16 protein-coding genes are annotated in these 18,688 nt (G+C 63.5%); 9 read left to right on the top strand and 7 right to left on the bottom strand.

Annotation, left to right across the window (positions count from 1 at the left end; genetic code table 11):
• Nucleotides 1-118: 118 nt before the first annotated feature.
• Together ACOKS3_RS13635 and ACOKS3_RS13630 are read left to right on the top strand one after the other, a co-directional pair.
• Complete coding sequence (locus ACOKS3_RS13635; protein ID WP_103447202.1) at nucleotides 119-1,009, top strand: universal stress protein; 891 nt, start codon at nucleotides 119-121, stop codon at nucleotides 1,007-1,009.
• A gap of 245 nt (nucleotides 1,010-1,254) precedes the next feature.
• Nucleotides 1,255-3,390, top strand: a complete 2,136-nt coding sequence (locus ACOKS3_RS13630; RefSeq protein ID WP_422763196.1) for a TonB-dependent siderophore receptor — start codon at nucleotides 1,255-1,257, stop codon at nucleotides 3,388-3,390.
• A gap of 30 nt (nucleotides 3,391-3,420) precedes the next feature.
• On the opposite strand, the gene ACOKS3_RS13625 is transcribed toward ACOKS3_RS13630, so the two are convergent.
• The 4 genes from ACOKS3_RS13625 to ptrR form a co-directional block, all read right to left on the bottom strand.
• Nucleotides 3,421-3,942 (bottom strand): acyloxyacyl hydrolase, encoded by a 522-nt coding sequence (locus ACOKS3_RS13625; protein WP_103447200.1) that lies wholly within the window; start codon nucleotides 3,940-3,942, stop codon nucleotides 3,421-3,423.
• A 180-nt stretch (nucleotides 3,943-4,122) separates the two neighbouring features.
• A complete protein-coding gene (locus ACOKS3_RS13620; RefSeq protein ID WP_103447199.1) occupies nucleotides 4,123-4,869 on the bottom strand; it encodes a phytanoyl-CoA dioxygenase family protein in 747 nt (248 codons plus the stop codon).
• Nucleotides 4,870-4,924: 55 nt separating this feature from the next.
• On the bottom strand, nucleotides 4,925-5,377 hold the full coding sequence (locus ACOKS3_RS13615) for a hypothetical protein (protein WP_103447198.1): 453 nt from the start codon (nucleotides 5,375-5,377) through the stop codon (nucleotides 4,925-4,927).
• Between the two features lie 60 nt (nucleotides 5,378-5,437).
• Nucleotides 5,438-6,304: a putrescine utilization regulator PtrR gene (gene ptrR, locus ACOKS3_RS13610; protein ID WP_218278049.1), complete on the bottom strand. Its 867-nt coding sequence runs from the start codon at nucleotides 6,302-6,304 to the stop codon at nucleotides 5,438-5,440.
• A gap of 107 nt (nucleotides 6,305-6,411) precedes the next feature.
• Here ptrR and ACOKS3_RS13605 point away from each other — a divergent pair, with 107 nt between their 5' ends.
• The gene (locus tag ACOKS3_RS13605; RefSeq protein ID WP_103447196.1) at nucleotides 6,412-7,797 is read left to right on the top strand and encodes an aldehyde dehydrogenase family protein; all 1,386 of its coding nucleotides are present in this window, start codon (nucleotides 6,412-6,414) and stop codon (nucleotides 7,795-7,797) included.
• A gap of 35 nt (nucleotides 7,798-7,832) precedes the next feature.
• Here ACOKS3_RS13605 and ACOKS3_RS13600 read toward each other — a convergent pair whose 3' ends face one another.
• Entirely contained in the window at nucleotides 7,833-9,746 is a 1,914-nt protein-coding gene (locus ACOKS3_RS13600) for an AAA family ATPase (RefSeq protein WP_103447195.1), read from the bottom strand.
• Nucleotides 9,747-9,883: 137 nt separating this feature from the next.
• The gene (locus ACOKS3_RS13595) at nucleotides 9,884-10,783 is read right to left on the bottom strand and encodes a helix-turn-helix domain-containing protein (RefSeq protein WP_103447194.1); all 900 of its coding nucleotides are present in this window, start codon (nucleotides 10,781-10,783) and stop codon (nucleotides 9,884-9,886) included.
• Nucleotides 10,784-10,936: 153 nt separating this feature from the next.
• Here ACOKS3_RS13595 and ACOKS3_RS13590 point away from each other — a divergent pair, with 153 nt between their 5' ends.
• The 6 genes from ACOKS3_RS13590 (at nucleotide 10,937) to ACOKS3_RS13565 (ending at nucleotide 17,124) form a co-directional block, all read left to right on the top strand.
• Nucleotides 10,937-12,295, top strand: a complete 1,359-nt coding sequence (locus ACOKS3_RS13590; RefSeq protein WP_103447193.1) for a glutamine synthetase family protein — start codon at nucleotides 10,937-10,939, stop codon at nucleotides 12,293-12,295.
• Nucleotides 12,296-12,361: 66 nt separating this feature from the next.
• Nucleotides 12,362-13,450 carry a polyamine ABC transporter substrate-binding protein gene (locus ACOKS3_RS13585; RefSeq protein WP_422763195.1) on the top strand — a complete coding sequence of 363 codons (1,089 nt, stop codon included), beginning with the start codon at nucleotides 12,362-12,364 and terminating at the stop codon, nucleotides 13,448-13,450.
• A 14-nt stretch (nucleotides 13,451-13,464) separates the two neighbouring features.
• On the top strand, nucleotides 13,465-14,760 hold the full coding sequence (locus ACOKS3_RS13580) for an NAD(P)/FAD-dependent oxidoreductase (protein ID WP_103447191.1): 1,296 nt from the start codon (nucleotides 13,465-13,467) through the stop codon (nucleotides 14,758-14,760).
• 380 nt (nucleotides 14,761-15,140) lie between these two features.
• Nucleotides 15,141-15,818 carry a DUF3313 domain-containing protein gene (locus ACOKS3_RS13575; protein ID WP_103448246.1) on the top strand — a complete coding sequence of 226 codons (678 nt, stop codon included), beginning with the start codon at nucleotides 15,141-15,143 and terminating at the stop codon, nucleotides 15,816-15,818.
• Nucleotides 15,819-16,067: 249 nt separating this feature from the next.
• Nucleotides 16,068-16,649: a DUF1842 domain-containing protein gene (locus tag ACOKS3_RS13570; RefSeq protein ID WP_103447190.1), complete on the top strand. Its 582-nt coding sequence runs from the start codon at nucleotides 16,068-16,070 to the stop codon at nucleotides 16,647-16,649.
• A 19-nt stretch (nucleotides 16,650-16,668) separates the two neighbouring features.
• Nucleotides 16,669-17,124 (top strand): DUF1842 domain-containing protein, encoded by a 456-nt coding sequence (locus tag ACOKS3_RS13565; protein ID WP_422763194.1) that lies wholly within the window; start codon nucleotides 16,669-16,671, stop codon nucleotides 17,122-17,124.
• 48 nt (nucleotides 17,125-17,172) lie between these two features.
• On the opposite strand, the gene ACOKS3_RS13560 is transcribed toward ACOKS3_RS13565, so the two are convergent.
• The gene (locus ACOKS3_RS13560) at nucleotides 17,173-18,549 is read right to left on the bottom strand and encodes an L-serine ammonia-lyase (RefSeq protein WP_422763193.1); all 1,377 of its coding nucleotides are present in this window, start codon (nucleotides 18,547-18,549) and stop codon (nucleotides 17,173-17,175) included.
• Between the last annotated feature and the right edge of the window lie 139 nt (nucleotides 18,550-18,688).

The following is an 18,688-nucleotide window of genomic DNA, read 5'->3' as shown; positions in this document are numbered from 1 at the left end:
CGCATCATACCCGACAACCCGCAGCGCAGTGGACCGACCGAAGCGCTAGAGCGGTCTAGACTGTACAGACCAGATGACATGGCATGAACCGGGGGGCTGCCACACGTGGAGGTGTGCGATGAGCCAGTTCAAACGTCTGTTCGTCATGCTCGGCCCGCAAATGCGCCATACCCCGGCGCTGCAGCGCGCGGCGGCACTGGCCGAGTCCAGTGGTGCCCTGCTGGATATCAATGTGTTCGTCGACGATGTCGACACCTTTGGCCTGATGAGCGACGGCCGCGAGCGTGAGCGGCTGCTCGGCGACAACCGCCAGTGGCTGGCCGACGAAGCCGAGCAACTGGGCAACGCCGGGCTCGATGTCTCCACCGAACTGCTGCTGACCCGCGACCCGCTGGGCAGCGTGCTCGAACGCATCGAACGGCTGGGTTGCGACCTGCTGATCAAGGACGTGCAGCACGAACCGGTACTCAAGCGTCTGTTGGTCACGCCGCTGGACTGGCAATTGCTCAGGGAAAGCCCGGTAGCCGTGCACCTGGTCAGCGACATCCGCCTGCCGCTGCCCCGGCAGATTGCGGCGGCGGTGGACCTTAACTGCCTGGGTGCAGGCGAGCATCTGGACGATCAGGTGATCCACAGTGCCCATGCCCTGGCCCTGCAATGCAACGCTGAGCTGCACCTGCTGCATGTCTGCGATGCGGCCAAGACCCATATCGCCGACTTTGGTGCCGGCACTGTCACCATGCCGGGGTTCGATGGCAGTGTGCGCACAGCGCAGCGTGCGGCGTTCAACCGGCTGGGCGACCACCACCAGATTCCGCTGGAGCGACGGCATTTTGTCGAAGGTGCGGCGATCCGGGCGATTGCCCAGTTCGTCAGCCACAGCCGGGTCGATGTGATCGTGATGGGCAGCCATCGGCATGATGCGATGCAGACGTTCCTGGGAGGGACCACGGCGCATGTGCTGGAGCATCCACTTTGCAACGTGCTGGCAATCAAGGGCGATCACTAAGATCCGGCTGCCTGCATTGGCCTCTTCGCGGGGCAAGCCCGCTCCTACAGGTATACCACCAGCCTGAACGGGCTGCGCGGGCGCTGTGGGAGCGGGTCTAGCCGCAACAAGGATGGTCCTGCCAAGCACATGGTATCTGGTACAGCAGTTCTGATTAAAAATAATGCACTTGATAATGATTCGTAGTAGTTTCTCGGCGCTTCCCACACTTCCCCTCAGCGCCCTACTCCAGGATCGTACCGTCGATGCGTCGCACGTTCGTTTCGCTTTGTGTGCTTCAAGCTTTCTCCCCGCTGGCCTTCGCCGAGCCCGAATCGCTCAATGACCCGGCCCAGATCGAACTCCAGGCTCTCAACATCACCAGCAGCGCCGACAGCGAGCGCGCCGATGGCCCGGTGTATGGCTACAAGGCCAACCGCTCGGCCAGCGCCACACGCACCGACACCGCCCTGCACGAAACCCCGCAATCGATCAGCGTGGTGCCCAAGGATGTGCTCGAAGACACCGGTGCCAGCCGCCTGCAGGACGGCCTGGACTATGCCGGTGGCGTTGGCCGGGCCAACAACTTCGGCGGCCAGGGACTGACCACCTTCACCGTGCGCGGCTTCACCACCGGCGAGTTCTACCGCAACGGTTTCCCGATCAACCGCGGCTACCCCAATGCCCCCGATGCCAACACCGTCGAGCGCCTGGAAGTGATCCGCGGCCCGGCCACCAGCCTGTATGGCCGTGGCGACCCCGGCGGCACCTTCAACGTGGTCAGCAAGCAGCCGCTGACCGAGCCCAAGGTAACCCTTGGTAGCCAGTTCGATGACCAAGGCATGCACCGGGCGACCCTGGATGCCAGCGGGCCGCTGAACGCCGATGGCTCGCTGGCTTATCGCCTGAATGTGCTGGGCGAAGGTGGCGACAGCTTCCGCGATGATGTCGAAAGCGAGCGCTATGACGTTGCGCCGGTGATCAGCTGGCAGGTCAACGATGCCACCAAGGTCATCTTCGAAGGTGACTTCATGCGCAACAACCACCCGCTGGATCGCGGCCTGACCCGCCTGCCCGGCCAGATCGGTACGGCCTCGCGCGACACCAACATCTGGGAAAAGGGCAGCGACAACCTGCTGCACAACGACAACAACATGGTCCAGCTGCGCTTTGAGCACCTGCTCAACGACAGCTGGACCCTGGGTGGCGGCATGCAATGGCTCGACGGCTCGCTCAAGGGCAACGCCGTGGAAGCCAACGGCCTGCAGGCCGACGGTCGCACCTTGGGGCGCAATTTCAACTACCGCAAGCTGGAGTGGACCGACCGCGACTACCAGCTCAACCTCACCGGCCACTTCGACACCGGCGGCTTCGCTCATACCCTGCTGACCGGCATCGAATATGAAGACTACGACTACAACTCGATCATCCAGCGTTCGGCCGCAGGTACCGGTGCCTACCCGATCGACATTTTCGATCCGGTACTGGGCCAGCCGCGCCCTGCCCTGACCCGCACCACCACACATGACAAGGAAAACCTCAAGACCTGGGCGGCATTCATCCAGGACCAGGTGGCCCTGACCGAGCGCCTGAAAGCCCTCGCCGGGGTGCGTTTCGAGCGCTTCGAGCATGACTACGACAACAAGCTGGACAATGCCGGTGACTTCAACAAGGGCGAGAACGGCGTCACCCCCCGCTTCGGCCTGATCTACGACCTCACCGACACGGTTGCCGTCTACGCCAACACCGCGCGCTCGTTCAAGCCCAACAGCGGTGCGAGTCTGCAAGGTACTGGCTTCGACCCGGAAAAGGGCAAGTCATACGAGCTGGGCGTGAAATGGGAAGCGCTGGACCGTCAGCTGAGCGTGGACGCGGCGATCTACCACATCGTCAAGGAAAACGTGCTGACCCGCGACGCAAACGACCCGACCGGCACCTACAGCGTCGCTGCCGGCGAAGTGCGCAGCCGCGGCCTGGATATCAACGTGGCCGGCAACCTGACCCCGCAATGGCGGATGATCGGTGGCTACGCCTACGTCGACGCCGAGGTGACCAAGGACAACAGCCTCCCCACCGGCACCCGCCTGGCGAACATCCCGCGCAACAGCTTCAGCCTGCTCAACACCTATGAGTTCCAGGATGGGCTGGCCAAGGGCCTGGGGCTGGGGGTTGGCGTGAAGTACGTGGATGACCGCGCCGGGCAGACGGCGGCCAGTACCTACACCATGGAACGCTACAGCGTGGTCGACCTGCTGAGCTTCTACAAGGTCAACGAGCACGTGCGGTTGAATCTGGACGTGAAGAACGTGTTCAACAAAGGCTATGACGAAGGGGCGTTCAACACCTACGTGTACCCGGGGGCGCCTCGCACGGTGCAGGCTGGGGTTTCCTACACCTTCTGAAAGGCTGGGGCCGCCAGGCGGCCCCAAACATCAGAAGCTCTTGCTGTAGAACAGCGAGTAGGACTCGATACCGTCGTTCGGTTGCTTGATGCCGGCATTGGAGTAGTGAATCAGACGGACCCCGACCTTTTGCGCCCCCGGCAGCTTCAGGCCAAAGCCGATGCGGTCTTCGAAGTTGACGGCCGAACCCAGGTCATGGTCGCCCACCTCGGTCTTGGAGAAGGCCGCCAGGCCAATCCCGGCTTCGACATACGGGGTGTAGGTGAAACCACTGAACTCATAGGTGAACACCGGGCTGAACGACAGCGAGTGGGCGCCGCTGGCATCGCCACCTTCCCAGTAGGTGTAGGCCGCATCCCAATAGCCCGTCACAAAACCGATGTCGCTTTTCATCCACTGCTTGTCCCAGTCGAACGACATGCCGAGACGGTAGGTCATGTCGCCTTGACCGGTGGCCCCCACGGCACCGGAAATCTGCGCGGCCTGGGCCAGATTGCTGCCGGCGAGCGCCAAAAGGGCAGCGGCCAGCGTGCTGGCAAGACGGGTTTTCATCAATGACTTCTCCTGATGGTCACACGGGCAAATGGGGGCTTGGGCCCCTCGATTTCTGCGGTGAACGGTGCATCCAACCGCTCACACGGGGTAACACTTTTCTGATTATTGTCTAGATAATCAGAAAGTTGAAAGTGAATTGCCAGCATTGTTCGAATTTACCCGCAGTGCCCAGGTACCTCAGTCGTATTCAGCCTCCTCATGCTCCCCGAGCAAGCGCCGTTGCCGGGGTGTCGCCTGCTCCAGCACCTGTGGGTTGAAGTGCCAGTTCAGGTAGGGGGAAAACTTCTGCGCCACCATGCGCCGGCCATAGTGCACCTGCAGCATGTCGCGCTGGCGGGTATTGCTGCAGTTGGCGCCGCCGCTGTGCCAGATGTCACTGCGAAACACCAGCACGTCGCCCGCCTGGCACAGTACCGGCTGGGCTTCGCGGCCCTGCCAATGCTGTTCGCCAGGCAGCGGTGGGCGCGCAGCGCGATGGCTGCCGGGCACCACCCAGGTCGGGCCGAGGTCGAGGTCGATATCGCTCAGATATACCTGCGCAGTCAGAATTTGCATGGGCTGGCAAAAGTCGCCGCGCGCCACCAGCCAGGCAGGCAACGCCATGGGCAGATGGTCCAGGTGCAGGCCCATGCCCGGATAGCCGGGGTGGCTGCGCCAGGCGGTCTGGCCGATCACATGGCAGTCTGCGCCGAGGGCCGCTTCGGCAAGGTCGATCAAGGGTGGCAGGTCGAGAAATGGCAACCACAGCGGGTCGCGATTGAACACGCACTTGTAGTGTTCCAACAGCCCCTGATAGTCCCAATGGAGGGGCTGCAGATCATCGATGGCGCAGCGCAGCAACGCCACGCGCACGCCATCGACAACGTCGCGTAGCAAGACGTAGCCCTGCTCCTCCAGTGCTTGCAATTGTGAGTCGAGGCTCATGCCGACAGGCTCCCATGCAGGCGGAGTACAGATGTACTCCACCTGGTTTTACCGATCAGTGCCAGTTCAGGCTGGCAGTGGCAGGCGTCTTGCCGTTCACCGTGACCCGTTGCTGGACGGTAGTGCCTTGCGCCTGACCGACGACCTTGTACTGGCCCGGTGGCAGCTGGACATAGACCAATGGCCCGGCATCCTGAAGGCTCAACACCGACTTGCCTTGTGCATTCTGGATATCGACCGCAGCTCCGCTTTCGAACTGGCCGTGGGCGCCGGTCGACATTTCGACGTGCAGGTCATAGCCCTTGGTGTGGCGCATGGCATTGGCCTCGTCCTGGCCGATACCACCCTCCAGGTAGCGCACGCCGTTCTGCTCCTGCGGCTGCAGTTGCACGGCTTGCATGTCGATGGGGGCGTTGTGGTCGTCCACTTCCGCCGCGGCTGCCAGGGTCCAGGGCAGCGCCAGTGCGATCAGCAACGTGGCGCCAAATGCATAGTGATGGTTACGCATGGTCAGCTCCTCCTCAGGGAGATGGCTTACCTAATGTTGGACCCCATCCACTGCTGATGTTCACGCCGTTCGCCGCTCTTCGAGAAGTTTCACGAACATGCTGAGGCTGCGCGAAACCGTGCCTCGGCGCCACACCAGCCAGGTCTTGAGGTAACGGAACTGCTCTTGCATCGGCCAGGCGCAGACTGTGCTGCAGCCGGGCATGTTGTCGAGCATGCTGCGCGGCAGCATGGCCAGGCCGGCGCCGGCGCTGACGCAGGCAAGCATGCCGTGGTACGACTCCATTTCATGGATCTTGCCGGGCACCGCCTGGTCCTGGACGAACCAGTTCTCGAAGTGGTGGCGGTACGAACAGTTGGCACGGAAGGCGTAGATGCTCGCGCCGTTGACATCCTGGGCGCGGGTGACCGGGGCATGGTTGAGCGGCGAGATGATCACCATCTCCTCCTCGAACACCGGCATGCCTTCGAGCGTGGGGTGCAGCACCGGGCCGTCGACGAACGCCGCCACCAGGCGCCCCGCCAGCACGCCTTCGAGCATGGTCCCCGAGGGCCCGGTGGACAGGTCGAGGTCAACCTTTGGGTAGCGCTGGTTATAAGCGGCCAGCAAGGCCGGAATACGCACCGCTGCCGTACTCTCCAGCGAACCCAGGGCGAAGGTGCCTTGCGGGTCCTCGCCGGCCACGGTCAGCCGCGCCTCGTGCACCAGGTCGAGGATGCGCCGGGTGTACTCAAGGAAATTCCAGCCCGCTGGCGACAGGCGCAGGCGGCTTTTTTCGCGGATGAACAGCTCGACGCCGAGGTCTTCCTCCAGCTGCTTGATGCGCGTGGTCAGGTTCGACGGCACCCGATGGATGTGCTGGGCGGCGGCGCTGATGCTGCCCTGCTCGGCCACGGCCTTGAAGATCTCCAGTTGCACCAGGTCCACAGTCATTCTCCAAACGTGAATGTTTCACTCATTATTATTCAGTTTTCATTAAAGCCATAGCCCACTAGTCTGGCCTCACTGATTAACAACAACGAGAGTGTCCAGCCATGAGTGCGATCAGCAGCCTGACCCACGCCATCTCCGTCGACCCGTTCAGCGGCGAGCAGATCGGCGCCTACCCCTTCGACACCGACGCCGCACTGGAAGCGGCGCTGCAACGTGCCAAGGCTGGCTACGGCCAGTGGCGCCAGGTGTCGCTGGGTCAGCGCAGCGAGTACCTGCTCGCCCTAGCCGGCACCCTCGAAGCCAAGGCCGAAGCCTTCGCGCAGATGATCAGCCGCGAAATCGGCAAGCCGATCGCCCAGGCCCGTGGTGAAGTCGCCAAATGCGTCGGCCTGTGCCGCTGGTATGCCGAGCACGGTCCGGCCATGCTCGCCGCCGAGCCGACCCAGGTCGAGAAAGCCCGCATCGAGTACCGCCCGCTGGGCCCGATCCTGGCGGTGATGCCGTGGAACTTCCCGGTCTGGCAGGTACTGCGCGGCGCGGTGCCGGCGATCCTGGCGGGCAACACCTACGTGCTCAAGCACGCACCGAACGTGATGGGCAGCGCCTACCTGCTGGGTGAGCTGTTCAAGGACGCCGGCCTGCCTGAAGGCGTGTTCGAGGTACTGAACGTCACCCCGGACGGCGTCACCCGCGCCATCAACGACGTGCGCATCGCCGCCGTGACCCTGACCGGTAGCGTGCGTGCCGGCATGGCCATCGGTGCCCAGGCGGGTGCGGCGCTGAAGAAGTGCGTGCTGGAGCTGGGCGGTTCCGACCCGTTCATCGTGCTGGCTGACGCCGATATCGACGCCGCCGTGCAGGCCGCCGTGATCGGTCGCTACCAGAACACCGGCCAGGTCTGCGCCGCCGCCAAGCGCCTGATCATCGAAGAGGATGTCGTCGAGGAATTCACGCGCAAGTTCGTCGAAGCCACGCGCAAGCTGAAAATCGGCAATCCGCTGGAAGACGACACCTACATCGGCCCGATGGCCCGCTACGACCTGCGTGACGAGCTGGATGGCCAGGTCCAGGCGACGCTGGCCGAAGGTGCCACCCTGCTGCTGGGCGGCAACAAGGTCGAAGGCGTGGGCAACTTCTACGCACCGACCGTGTTCGCCAACGTCACCCCGGACATGACCGCCTTCAAGCAAGAGCTGTTCGGGCCGGTGGCGGCGATCATCACTGCCCGTGATGCCGATCATGCCGTCGAGCTGGCCAACGACAGCGAATTCGGCCTGGCGTCGACCATCTACACCGCCGACTATGCGCTGGCCGAGCGCATGACCGCAGCGCTGGATACCGGCGGCGTGTTCATCAACGGCTACTGCGCTTCCGACCCCCGCGTGGCGTTTGGTGGCGTGAAGAAGAGCGGTTTCGGGCGCGAGCTGTCGCACTTTGGTGTGCGCGAGTTCACCAATGCCCAGACCGTGTGGCTGGATCGTAACTGATTCATTGATTGGGGCTGCTTTGCAGCCCTGATTGTTCAATCCCGGACCTGGTCCTTGACCCAGTCCAGCATCCCCCCCGGCACGATCAGTTCATGCCGCGCCCGCGAACAGGCGGTATACAGTCCCGCCAGCATCCGCGCCCGCTCGTTGCGATTGCCCGCCGTGCTCGGCGCCACCATCAGTTCCGGCGACACCATCACCCGGGCGAACTCCATGTTCTTCACATCCCGCACCCGCCCGAGGAACAGCTTCGGCGCCTTGTCCCAGCGGTAACGGCTCTTGGCCTTGGCAAAATGCTCGGCGGTATAGCCTTTGCGCAGCATGCCGGCCACGGCAACAAACGCCTTGTCGTCACCCTTGTCCTGCTCCAGCGCCTGCCAGCTGGGGTAACGGAACAGCATCGGATGGCGCGCCCGGGTGCCGTAACGGTACAGCTCGATGCAATCCTCGACGAACAGCTCGAAGTCCTTGCGCGCACTTTTCAGCAGCACGAACGGTACCCCTTGATGGGTCAGGCGCTGGAACCAGCCGAACAGGCCCCACTCGTCATCGACGATCAGCGCGGTGGGCTGTTCAGGCACCGTCACCGTGTCGAAGAAGCTCACCCGCGTGTAATGCTCGGCACTGCCACTGAAGGCCGCCTGGATCGCCGCCGGGTGCGCCTGGATCAACGGGTTGAGCACGCCATCCATGGCCGGGCCGGCGCGCAGCGAATGGTCGATGTAGCGCTGGCGGATGAAGTTGCCATGGTGCGGGCTGAGGCCATTGAGGTTCTGCAGTTCGTCGCCCAGGGCAATCACTGACTGCGGGCTGCGATCGAGCACGGCCAGCATCGGAGCCGAAAGCTCATGGGCCTCGTCGACGATGACGTGGCTGTAGCGGCTGTCGATCACCTCGGCCGTCAGCGACAGCAGCTTGACCCGGTGGTAGTCGCGTACCGGCAGCTGGATTTCACGGGCGGACGGACGGATCAGTTCGTGCCAGTACAGGCGGGCCTTTTCCAGCAGCACTTCCTGGTCGAGCGGCGTGGTGCCCGGCCCAGCCCAGGGCAAGTGATGCAGCTGCAACTGGCTGTCGCCACTGCGGCAGAAGCTGCGCACGGCCTTGACGCACAGGGCCACCACATCGCGTGCGGCGAGCGGGCCGATGTCAGGGATGTTCAACCAGCGCACCACCTGCGCCTCCTGCGGTCGCCAGGACAGTTTGGTGCGGTACGGGTCGCGCAGGCGCCAGCCGTTGCTGGTGAGGTCACGGTTGAGGATGTCGTCAGCCAGCTGGCCGAAAGTCATCGCAGTGTAGGCTTGGGCATCCTTCACCCGTGCCTGCAATGCCCGCAGCTGGCCTTCGGTGAGGGCCAGCAACAGCGTGCGCTGGGGGTCGAGCAAGCGCGCGAACTGGTGGATCAGGAAGGTCTTGCCGGTACCAGCGAAACCCTGCACGGCAACCGATTCGTCGACGCCGCACAGGAACTCGCGCAGCAGGCGGTTCTGTTGGTCACTGAGCATAAGGTCACTGGCCAGTGACGGCAGGTACACCGGGTGCAGCGGGGTCACACGCTGGCGGTAGCTGTCGGCGAACTGGAAATTCCACTGGCCTTCGGCGTCCTGGAACTCATCGGCCTGGTACTCGGTTTCGGCCGACACCAGGGCGACGCCGTTCTCACCGAGCATGCCCAGCCCCATGGCGAACGCCTCGCGGTCAAAGTGCTGGGCGACCTGCCGCTGGAATCGGCCCGGCGCGGCGGCTTCGACTTCATTGGCGATGCGCACGATCTCGGCGAAGCGGCGCTCTTGTGCGTCCGCCGAAGCGCTGGCCGGTTGGCGTGGCAGGTTCTGCACGAACAGCACGGCGGCAGCTTCCAGCAGGCTGGCGCTCGGGAAGAAGTCGGTGGCGGGGGGCGCGCTGGCCAGGCGGTCGGCCTGGTCGCTGGGCAAAGGCAGGTAGAACATCGGGACCTCGGGTGGAAACTGCCGGGCACGATAGCAATTTTCTGGCTTGAATGCTGGGTTGCCTGTGAGATCGAGCGCCGCGCGGGCGGCGCTCGATCTCACAAACGACCAAACTGCCATGGCGAATAGCCAACGATTCAGCCCCTGCGCCGCTTCAAGGTCTCGCTCGGAAACTCCTTGAACAACTGCCGGTAACTCTCTGAAAACCTTCCCAAATGCCAGAACGACCAGCGCATGGCCACCTCAGCCACGGTCACCTCACCGCCGCGCAACAGATCCCGCCGCGCGCCGTTGAGCCGACGCAACCGCAGCCAGTGCGCTGGCGGCATCCCGGTGAATGCCTTGAACGCCTGCTGCAACTGGCGCAGCGACACACCGGCCACCTCGGCCAGCTCCACCAGGTTAAGGGTTTCTTCCGGGCAGTCTGCGGCCCACTCACTGACCCGCTGCATGATCGCCCGCTCCTCGCCGCGCCGTCCCAGCGCCCCGCCCTGCAAGCGCTGGCAGGCATTGTCGAGAATGAACAGGCAGTCCTCAAGCAGCTGCTCGGCCAGTGCCTGCCCCTGCAGTGGGCAATCAGCCTGGCCAAGGCGGGTCAAGGTGGCGCTCAGCCAACTGCCGAACAAGGCATTCTGGCCACTACCCAACGGCACCATGAACAACCCTTCGAGCCGTTGCGGGTCAAGACCGTGGCGGGCAAGAAACGCCTGGTCGAACACCACTGCGACTTCCTGGTAGTTTTCCGGCGTGATCCAGATATTGCGGCTCTGTTCGTTGAGCAGGTACAGGCTGTTTTCGCTCTGATCGAAACAGAACGCCAGTGAACCGCTTGGCGCACGGAAGAACTGCTCGACCCGGGTATTCAGGCGCTCTTCGTATACCTCCACACCATCGAGCCCCAGGCAGCGCAGCTGACCGCTGAAATGCCCTGGCGACATCTGCCGGTACTGCTGCTGCCACCCGGGGGTGGCGCGTACCTGTTCGGTGACATCGGTGGTGTGGAAAGCCTGAACCTGCAAGGCATTGGGCGTTGTCACGCTTTGTCCTATTTGCACTATTTTGGTGCATCAATTGCCGAAGAAAGTGGATAGATGGCTTTACGGGCCTGCGCTCAAGATAGTCTCCAGCGCGCCACCTGGGAAGTCACCGGCACCTGCCGCGCACACAAGAAACCCAACCAAGAGGTCTGTATGAACGCCCCCTTCGATCAGCTGTCCACCTGGCTGAAAGAACACCGCATCACTGAAGTCGAATGCGTGATCAGCGACCTGACCGGCATCGCCCGCGGCAAGATCGCACCGACCGCCAAATTCCTCCACGAGCGCGGCATGCGCCTGCCCGAAAGCGTGCTGCTGCAGACGGTCACCGGCGACTATGTCGACGACGACATCTACTACAACCTGCTCGATGCGGCCGACATCGACATGATCTGCCGCCCCGACCCGACGGCGGTCTACCAGATTCCGTGGGCCATCGAGCCCACCGCCATCGTCATCCACGACACCTTCGACAAGCATGGCAACCCGATCGAGCTGTCGCCGCGCAACGTGCTGAAGAAAGTGCTCAAGCTGTATGCCGACAAAGGCTGGCAGCCGATTGTCGCGCCGGAAATGGAGTTCTACCTGACCCAGCGCTGCGAAGACCCAGACTTGCCCCTGCAAGTACCGCTGGGCCGTTCGGGCCGTGCCGAAAGCGGGCGTCAGTCGTTCTCGATCGACGCTGCCAACGAATTCGACCCGCTGTTCGAAGACGTCTACGACTGGTGCGAACTGCAGGGCCTGGACCTGGACACGCTGATCCACGAAGACGGCCCGGCGCAGATGGAGATCAACTTCCGCCATGGCGACGCGCTGGACCTGGCCGACCAGATCACCGTGTTCAAGCGCACCATGCGTGAAGCTGCGCTCAAGCACAACGTCACCGCCACCTTCATGGCCAAGCCGATCACCGACGAACCGGGCAGCGCCATGCACCTGCACCAGAGCGTGGTCGACATTGCCACCGGCAAGCCGATATTCGCCAATGAAGATGGCAGCATGAGCGAGCTGTTCCTGCACCACATCGGTGGCCTGCAGAAGTACATCCCCAAGCTGCTGCCGATGTTCGCGCCGAACGTCAACTCGTTCCGCCGCTTCCTGCCGGACACTTCGGCACCGGTCAACGTCGAGTGGGGCGAGGAAAACCGCACCGCCGGCCTGCGGGTGCCGACCTCCAGCCCCGATGCCATGCGCGTGGAAAACCGCCTTCCGGGTGCCGACGCCAACCCTTACCTGGCGATCGCCGCCAGCTTGCTGTGCGGTTACCTGGGCATGGTCGAGAGAATCGAGCCGAGCGCGCCGGTCCAGGGCCGTGCCTATGAGCGGCGCAACCTGCGGTTGCCGATCACCATCGAGGATGCCCTGCAGCACATGGAAGATTGCGAAACCGTGCAGCAGTACCTGGGCAAGCAGTTCGTCCAAGGCTATGTGGCGGTCAAGCGCGCCGAGCATGAAAACTTCAAGCGCGTCATCAGTTCCTGGGAGCGCGAGTTCCTGCTGCTGAGCGTGTGATTTTCCGGGGGCGGCAGCCGCCCCCCCTTGCACCGAATTCAAGAACAAGACCAACGAGGTGTCGACATGCGTCATCTGCAAGCCCTGATCCCCGCCACATTCGCCCTGCTGTTCGGCGCCGCCGCACAGGCCACGCCCAGCGTCAGCGTGTACAACTGGACCGACTACATCGGGGACACAACCCTGGCCGACTTCCAGGCCAGCAGCGGGATCAAGGTCGTCTATGACGTGTTCGACTCCAACGAAACCCTGGAAGGCAAGCTGCTCGCCGGCCGCACCGGCTACGACGTGGTGGTGCCTTCCAACCACTTCCTGGCCCGCCAGGCCCAGGCCGGTGCGTTCCTGCCGCTGGACCGCAGCAAGCTGCCGAACTGGCAGCACCTGGACCCGAAGCTGCTCAAGCAGCTTGAGCAGAACGACCCCGGCAACCAGTACGCGGTGCCGTACCTGTGGGGCACCAACGGCATCGGCTACAACGTCGAAAAGGTCAAGGCCGCACTGGGCGTGGACCATATCGACTCCTGGGCAACCCTGTTCGAGCCGGAAAACCTGAAGAAGCTCAAGCAATGCGGCGTGGCCTTCATGGACTCGCCCGACGAGCTGTTCCCGGCGATGCTCAACTACCTGGGCATGGACCCGCGCAGCGAAAAGCCGGGCGACTATGCCAAGGCCGAAGCGCGCCTGCTCGAACTGCGCCCGTACATCACCTACTTCCACTCCTCCAAGTACGTCTCGGACTTGGCCAATGGTGACATCTGCGTGGCCTTCGGCTATTCCGGCGACGTGTTCCAAGCGGCCAACCGGGCCGCGGAAGCGAAAAACGGCGTGAAGATCGCCTACAGCATTCCCAAGGAAGGCAGCAACCTGTGGTTCGACCTGCTGGCCATCCCCAAGGACGCCCAGAACCCCGAACAGGCCCTGGCCTTCATCAACTACCTGCTTGACCCGAAGGTGATCGCCAAGGTCAGCACAACGGTCGGCTACGCCAACGCCAACCCTGATGCCCAGGCCTACATGGACAAGTCGCTGGTCGACAACCCCGAAATCTACCCACCCCAGGCGGTACTGGACAAGCTGTACATCTCCAGCACCCCGAGCCCGAAGATCATGCGCGTCATGACCCGCTCCTGGAGCAAGATCAAGTCCAACCGTTGAACCGAGAACGCGCCATGCCTTTCGATACCCAACATACCGCGTCGTACTACGCCGCCACGGCGCGCAACACGACGCCCTACCCCAGCCTCGACGGCGAACTGACCGCTGACGTGTGCGTGGTCGGCGGTGGCCTGACCGGGGTCAACACCGCGCTGGAACTGGCTGAACGCGGGCTCAGCGTGGTGCTGCTGGAAGGCCGCCGCATCGGCTGGGGCGCCAGCGGGCGCAATGGCGGCCAGCTGATTCGCGGCATCGGCCATGATGTCAGCGGTTTTGCCCGCTACGTCGGCCAGGACGGTGTGCGCTACCTGCAGCAGGCCGGCATCGAGTCGGTGGCCCTGGTAGCTCGCCGCATCGAACAATATGCGATCGCCTGCGACCTGCGCTGGGGCTTCTGCGAACTGGCCAATACCCCGGCACAGTTCGCTGCTTTCAAGGCTGAACAGGAGGACCTGGCCAGCCTTGGCTACCGCCACGAAACCCGCCTAGTCGGGCCCGAGCGCATGCACGAGATCGTCGCGAGCGACCAGTACGCCGGCGGCCTGGTAGACATGGGCTCAGGCCATCTGCACCCGCTCGACCTGGTCCAGGGCGAAGCGCGCGTGGCCCATGGCCTGGGCGTGCGTATTTTCGAACAGAGCCCGGTGCTGCGCATCGAACATGGCCCCACGGTGACCTTGCACACGGCACGGGGCAAGGTGCGGGCACAGAGCCTGGTGCTGGGCTGCAACGCCCACCTCGACGAACTGGAACCACGCCTGAGCGGTAAAGTGCTGCCGGCCGGTAGCTACGTGGTGGCAACCGAACCGCTGCCGGAAGCACTGGCGAGCAAGCTGATTCCACAGAACATGGCCATGTGCGACCAGAAGGTCGGCCTGGACTACTACCGCCTCACTGCCGATCGCCGCTTGCTGTTCGGCGGCGCCTGCCACTATTCCGGGCGCGACCCCAAGGACATCGCGGCCTACATGCGGCCCAAGGTGCTCAAAGTGTTCCCGCAACTGGCCGATGTGCGCATCGACTACCAGTGGGGCGGCATGATCGGCATCACCGCCAACCGCTTCCCGCAAGTGGGGCGGCTGAGCCAACACCCCAACGTCTTCTATGCCCAGGGCTATTCCGGCCATGGGCTGAACGTGACCCACTGGACGGCGAAGTTGCTGGCCGAAGGCATCGCGTTGGGGCAGAGCCAGGGGCTGGATGTGTTCAGCGCAGTGCCACACCTGACGTTCCCGGGCGGCAAGGCGCTGCGCTCGCCGCTGCTGGCGCTGGGGATGTTGTGGTACCGGTTGCGGGAGGCGCTGGGATAACAGGGCGTATGCCTTGAAAGCTGCGCCGTGTTTGAGATCGAGCGCCGCCCGCGCGGCGCATCGCGAGCTGCGCTCGCTCCTACGCTTGTTTCGGGCCAGTAACGCTTGTGGCAGCGGCGCGCGACCGCCTTGTTGCTACGACGCGATATCGCGTCATGCGCCCAAGCGCTCGCGCGCAAATCGCGCAGGAATAATTGGCCCGAAACAAGCGTAGGAGCGAGCGCAGCTCGCGATGCGCCGCGCGGGCGGCGCTCGATCTAAAAGGCACTACGATTTTCAAGACATGCACAACCATGAAAGGGTTTTCAAACGTCCACTGGCCATTCGCCAAGCACCTGCTAGCGTTGTTCTGGCCGACCCATAATGGATGCATGACCATCATGAAATCATTGCCTCGCGTTACCTTGTTGTGTGCCGCTTTGCTCGCTGTAGCCGCGTGCTCCAGCAACCGCGTGGACCCGAAGGATTATTCCGGCTTCCTCAAGGACTACAGTCGCCTGCAGGAAGCCAAAAGCCCAACTGGTGCACCGGTGATGCGCTGGATCGACCCCAAAGTCAATGTCAACCAGTACACGCAGGTCTTCATCGAGCCCAGCCAGTTCTACCCCAAGCCACAAGCCACAGCGGTCATTTCCCAACAGACGCTGGCTGAAATCACTCGCTACTTCAACGATGCCTTGCGCCGTGAAATGGGCAGCGTGCTGACCCTGGCCAAGGCGCCCGGCCCGGGCACCATCGTGGTACGCCCGGCGATCACCGCGGTAGCTACCAGCAATGAAAGCCTCAAACCTTACGAATTCATCCCGATCGCGCTGATTTCGGCGGGCGTCAACACCGCGATGGGCGGCCGCGACCAGGAAGTGGATGTCGGCGTCGAAGCGGCCTTCCTCGATGGCGCCAACCAGAAGGTACTGGCCCAGGTGGTGCGCAAGGGCACCGGCAAAGAGCTGGAGAACGACAAGACCAAGCTGACCCTGAACGATGTCAAACCCGTGCTCGACGGCTGGGCCAAAGACATGCGTGCCAGCTTCCTCACCCTCAAGAACAAGAGCAAGTAACACAAAGCCGCTCCGCTCGTCGGAGATAATGCAAAAACGCCATCACTGCCAGGCAGCCCTGCTTTACTCAAGCGGGCTGCCAGGCAGGCGGCACCGCAGACCAGGGACTGGTTGCACAAGCTGGCCGACAACGGCCGCTCGCTCCGGGCAAGCAACACCGCCGCCCGGCTCCCTCATCTCCCCGCCTTTTCCGCCCGCCTTCGCAGCTGTGTAACGGTCATTCATTCATCGAATGCAACGGAGGCAATCATGTCTGATTCACTGCTCGCACCTTCGGTAGGCCTGTTCCCGGTGTCCTACCAGATCGGCAACAACGCCGCCGGCGCCCCGCGCCTGCAACTGGACCTGCTGGTCTATACCCCGGACCGTAGCCTTAACGGCGCGGCCCAGATCACCCAGGCCATCAACCCACCGCTGGACCTGCACCTGGACGTCTGGGGCAGCTACACCTACCTCACCGTCCAGCCACCGAGCGAAGGCAGGATCCTGATCACCGCCCAGGGCAACCAGGGTGGGCCGCATGCCAACTCACCGGTGCAGTTCAAGTTCAGGGCACTGCTCGACCCAAGCTGGCAGCACGGCGTGGCCGACTACGAGTACTACAATGGCCAGCGCTGGGTGAACGTGGATAACGTCCCGGTCACGCTGGAAGGCCAGCGCATCCAGCAGCTGGCCAACGTCGACCTGCACAGCGAACTGCACAACGCCACCCTTGAGGCCGCCATCGCCAACGGCGATCTCGCGCACCTCAAGCAGCTGGCCACCGGCGGCCTCGATCAGGCCCTCGCAGCGACCAAGTCCCCGGCCACCAAGGCCGCCAAGAAAGCCTGAGCAGGCAAGGAGAGACACCATGGCAATCGGACTGTTCCATGTTCGCCTGAACGTCAGCAACGGCTTGCTCGGCGCCCCGACGTTGACCCTCGACCTGCTGGTCAACACCGTGACCAAGAAGGTCTCCGGCAAGGCTCGCGCCAGCCAGGCCACCTACCCGTCGCAGCCATTCCAGGCCAACGTGTGGGGTGACTACAGCGAGCTGCAATTCGCGCCGGCCGGCGCGCCGTCGATCGTCCTGAGCCTGGACGGCAGCCCCAGCGGCCCGCTCAGCCAGATCGCACAGACCTTCCATCTGCACGGCCTGCTGGAAACCGGTTGGAACAATGGCTCGGCCAGCTACCGGTACTTCAGCAACGGCCACTGGGTCGACCAGTACGGGCGAGTGCGCAAGGCGCCGGATGTGACCCACCAGGGCCGTCCGCAATTGACGCAGCGGCTGAAGGCTGCCGTCAGCCAGCTGGAAAGCGTGTAACCCGCAAGCAGCGTTCGCCGGCAAGGCCACTTGCCGGCGCAACGCCGATCAACACTCGACGAACGCTACCGCCAGGCCACCGCGCGACGTCTCCTTGTAGTTGGCATGCATATCGGCGCCGGTATCGCGCATGGTGCGGATGACACGGTCAAGCGAGATGAAGTGCTCGCCATCACCGCGCAACGCCATCTGCACGGCATTGATCGCCTTCACCGCCGCGATCGCATTGCGCTCGATGCACGGCACCTGGACCAGCCCGCCGACCGGGTCACAGGTCAGCCCGAGGTTATGCTCCAGGGCGATTTCGGCGGCGTTTTCCAGTTGTGGCGGTGTGGCGCCCAACACTTCGGCCAAGCCCGCAGCAGCCATCGAGCAGGCCGAGCCAACCTCGCCCTGGCAACCGACCTCAGCCCCCGAGATCGATGCATTCTTCTTGCACAGGATGCCGACTGCGGCAGCGGCCAGCAGAAACGCCACCACATCGTCGTCACAGGCGCTCGGGTTGAACTTCATGTAGTAATGCAACACAGCCGGGATAATGCCCGCGGCGCCATTGGTGGGCGCTGTGACCATGCGCCCGCCGGCGGCATTTTCTTCGTTGACCGCCAGGGCAAACAAGTTGACCCACTCCATGGCGCTCAAGGTCGAACCGATCACGTTGGGCTGCCCGGCCTCCTGCAGGCTGCGGTGCAACCGTGCGGCACGTCGCTTGACGTTGAGCCCGCCGGGCAGGACGCCTTCGTTGCGCAGGCCGTTGTCGACACAGTCGCGCATCGCCGCCCAGATCCGCAACAGGCCTTCGCGCACCTCGGCTTCTGGCCGCCAGGCGCACTCGTTGGCCAGCATCAGTTGGCCAACGCTCAGGTTGCTGGCCTTGCACAGGGCCAGCAGTTCGGCGCCGCTGGAAAACTCGTACGGCAGGTGAACGGTATTGGCCTCGACCTGCGGTGCATCGATCTCGCTCTGCTCGACGATGAAGCCGCCGCCGATGGAATAGTAGGTCTGCTGCAACAGGCAGCCCTGCCCGCCCAAAGCCTCAAGGGTCATGGCATTGGGGTGATAAGGCAGGCTTTCGTCCAGCAACAGCATGTCGCGGGCGTACTGGAACGTCAGCGGATGGCTGCCATCGAGCATCAGGCACTGCTCCTGCAGCAACTGGTTGATGCGCGGTTCGATGGAGGCCGGGTCGATGCGGTCCGGCCACTGGCCCATCAGGCCGAGCAGGCAGGCGCGATCAGTGGCATGGCCTACCCCGGTGGCGGAAAGCGAACCGTACAGCCGCACTTCGATGCGCTGCACCTGCGCCAGCAGGCCTTGCTCGCGCAACGCCTGGGCAAAACTCGCCGCCGCCCGCATCGGGCCTACGGTGTGGGAGCTGGACGGGCCGATGCCAATCTTGAAAAGGTCGAAAACACTGATAGCCATGCTAATGCCTGACCGTGTCGGCGCTGAATGCTGCCGCACGGTTATCTGAGAAAATTGAACGGTATTGCCAATTTGCGCGATACTGCCGCGCTCGCTGGCAGATGACCAACGAAACTTTCTAAGCAAGGCTTTAGCAGGG

It is taken from the genome of Pseudomonas sp. HS6-2 (assembly GCF_049325675.2).
In the GTDB taxonomy this organism is placed as follows: Bacteria; Pseudomonadota; Gammaproteobacteria; order Pseudomonadales; family Pseudomonadaceae; genus Aquipseudomonas; species Aquipseudomonas putida_N.
This window is presented reverse-complemented; position numbering and strand designations above follow the sequence as displayed.

Excerpts from the sequence above, each read along its gene's own strand:
- ACOKS3_RS13600 (WP_103447195.1), bottom strand. The coding sequence starts at position 9,746 with ATGTTCTACCTGCCTTTGCCCAGCGACCAGGCCGACCGCCTGGCCAGC.
- ACOKS3_RS13605 (WP_103447196.1), top strand. The coding sequence starts at position 6,412 with ATGAGTGCGATCAGCAGCCTGACCCACGCCATCTCCGTCGACCCGTTC.
- ACOKS3_RS13560 (WP_422763193.1), bottom strand. The coding sequence starts at position 18,549 with ATGGCTATCAGTGTTTTCGACCTTTTCAAGATTGGCATCGGCCCGTCC.
- ACOKS3_RS13590 (WP_103447193.1), top strand. The coding sequence starts at position 10,937 with ATGAACGCCCCCTTCGATCAGCTGTCCACCTGGCTGAAAGAACACCGC.
- ACOKS3_RS13565 (WP_422763194.1), top strand. The coding sequence starts at position 16,669 with ATGGCAATCGGACTGTTCCATGTTCGCCTGAACGTCAGCAACGGCTTG.
- ACOKS3_RS13580 (WP_103447191.1), top strand. The coding sequence starts at position 13,465 with ATGCCTTTCGATACCCAACATACCGCGTCGTACTACGCCGCCACGGCG.
- ACOKS3_RS13625 (WP_103447200.1), bottom strand. The coding sequence starts at position 3,942 with ATGAAAACCCGTCTTGCCAGCACGCTGGCCGCTGCCCTTTTGGCGCTC.
- ACOKS3_RS13620 (WP_103447199.1), bottom strand. The coding sequence starts at position 4,869 with ATGAGCCTCGACTCACAATTGCAAGCACTGGAGGAGCAGGGCTACGTC.
- ACOKS3_RS13575 (WP_103448246.1), top strand. The coding sequence starts at position 15,141 with ATGAAATCATTGCCTCGCGTTACCTTGTTGTGTGCCGCTTTGCTCGCT.
- ACOKS3_RS13615 (WP_103447198.1), bottom strand. The coding sequence starts at position 5,377 with ATGCGTAACCATCACTATGCATTTGGCGCCACGTTGCTGATCGCACTG.
- ACOKS3_RS13630 (WP_422763196.1), top strand. The coding sequence starts at position 1,255 with ATGCGTCGCACGTTCGTTTCGCTTTGTGTGCTTCAAGCTTTCTCCCCG.
- ACOKS3_RS13635 (WP_103447202.1), top strand. The coding sequence starts at position 119 with ATGAGCCAGTTCAAACGTCTGTTCGTCATGCTCGGCCCGCAAATGCGC.
- ACOKS3_RS13585 (WP_422763195.1), top strand. The coding sequence starts at position 12,362 with ATGCGTCATCTGCAAGCCCTGATCCCCGCCACATTCGCCCTGCTGTTC.
- ACOKS3_RS13570 (WP_103447190.1), top strand. The coding sequence starts at position 16,068 with ATGTCTGATTCACTGCTCGCACCTTCGGTAGGCCTGTTCCCGGTGTCC.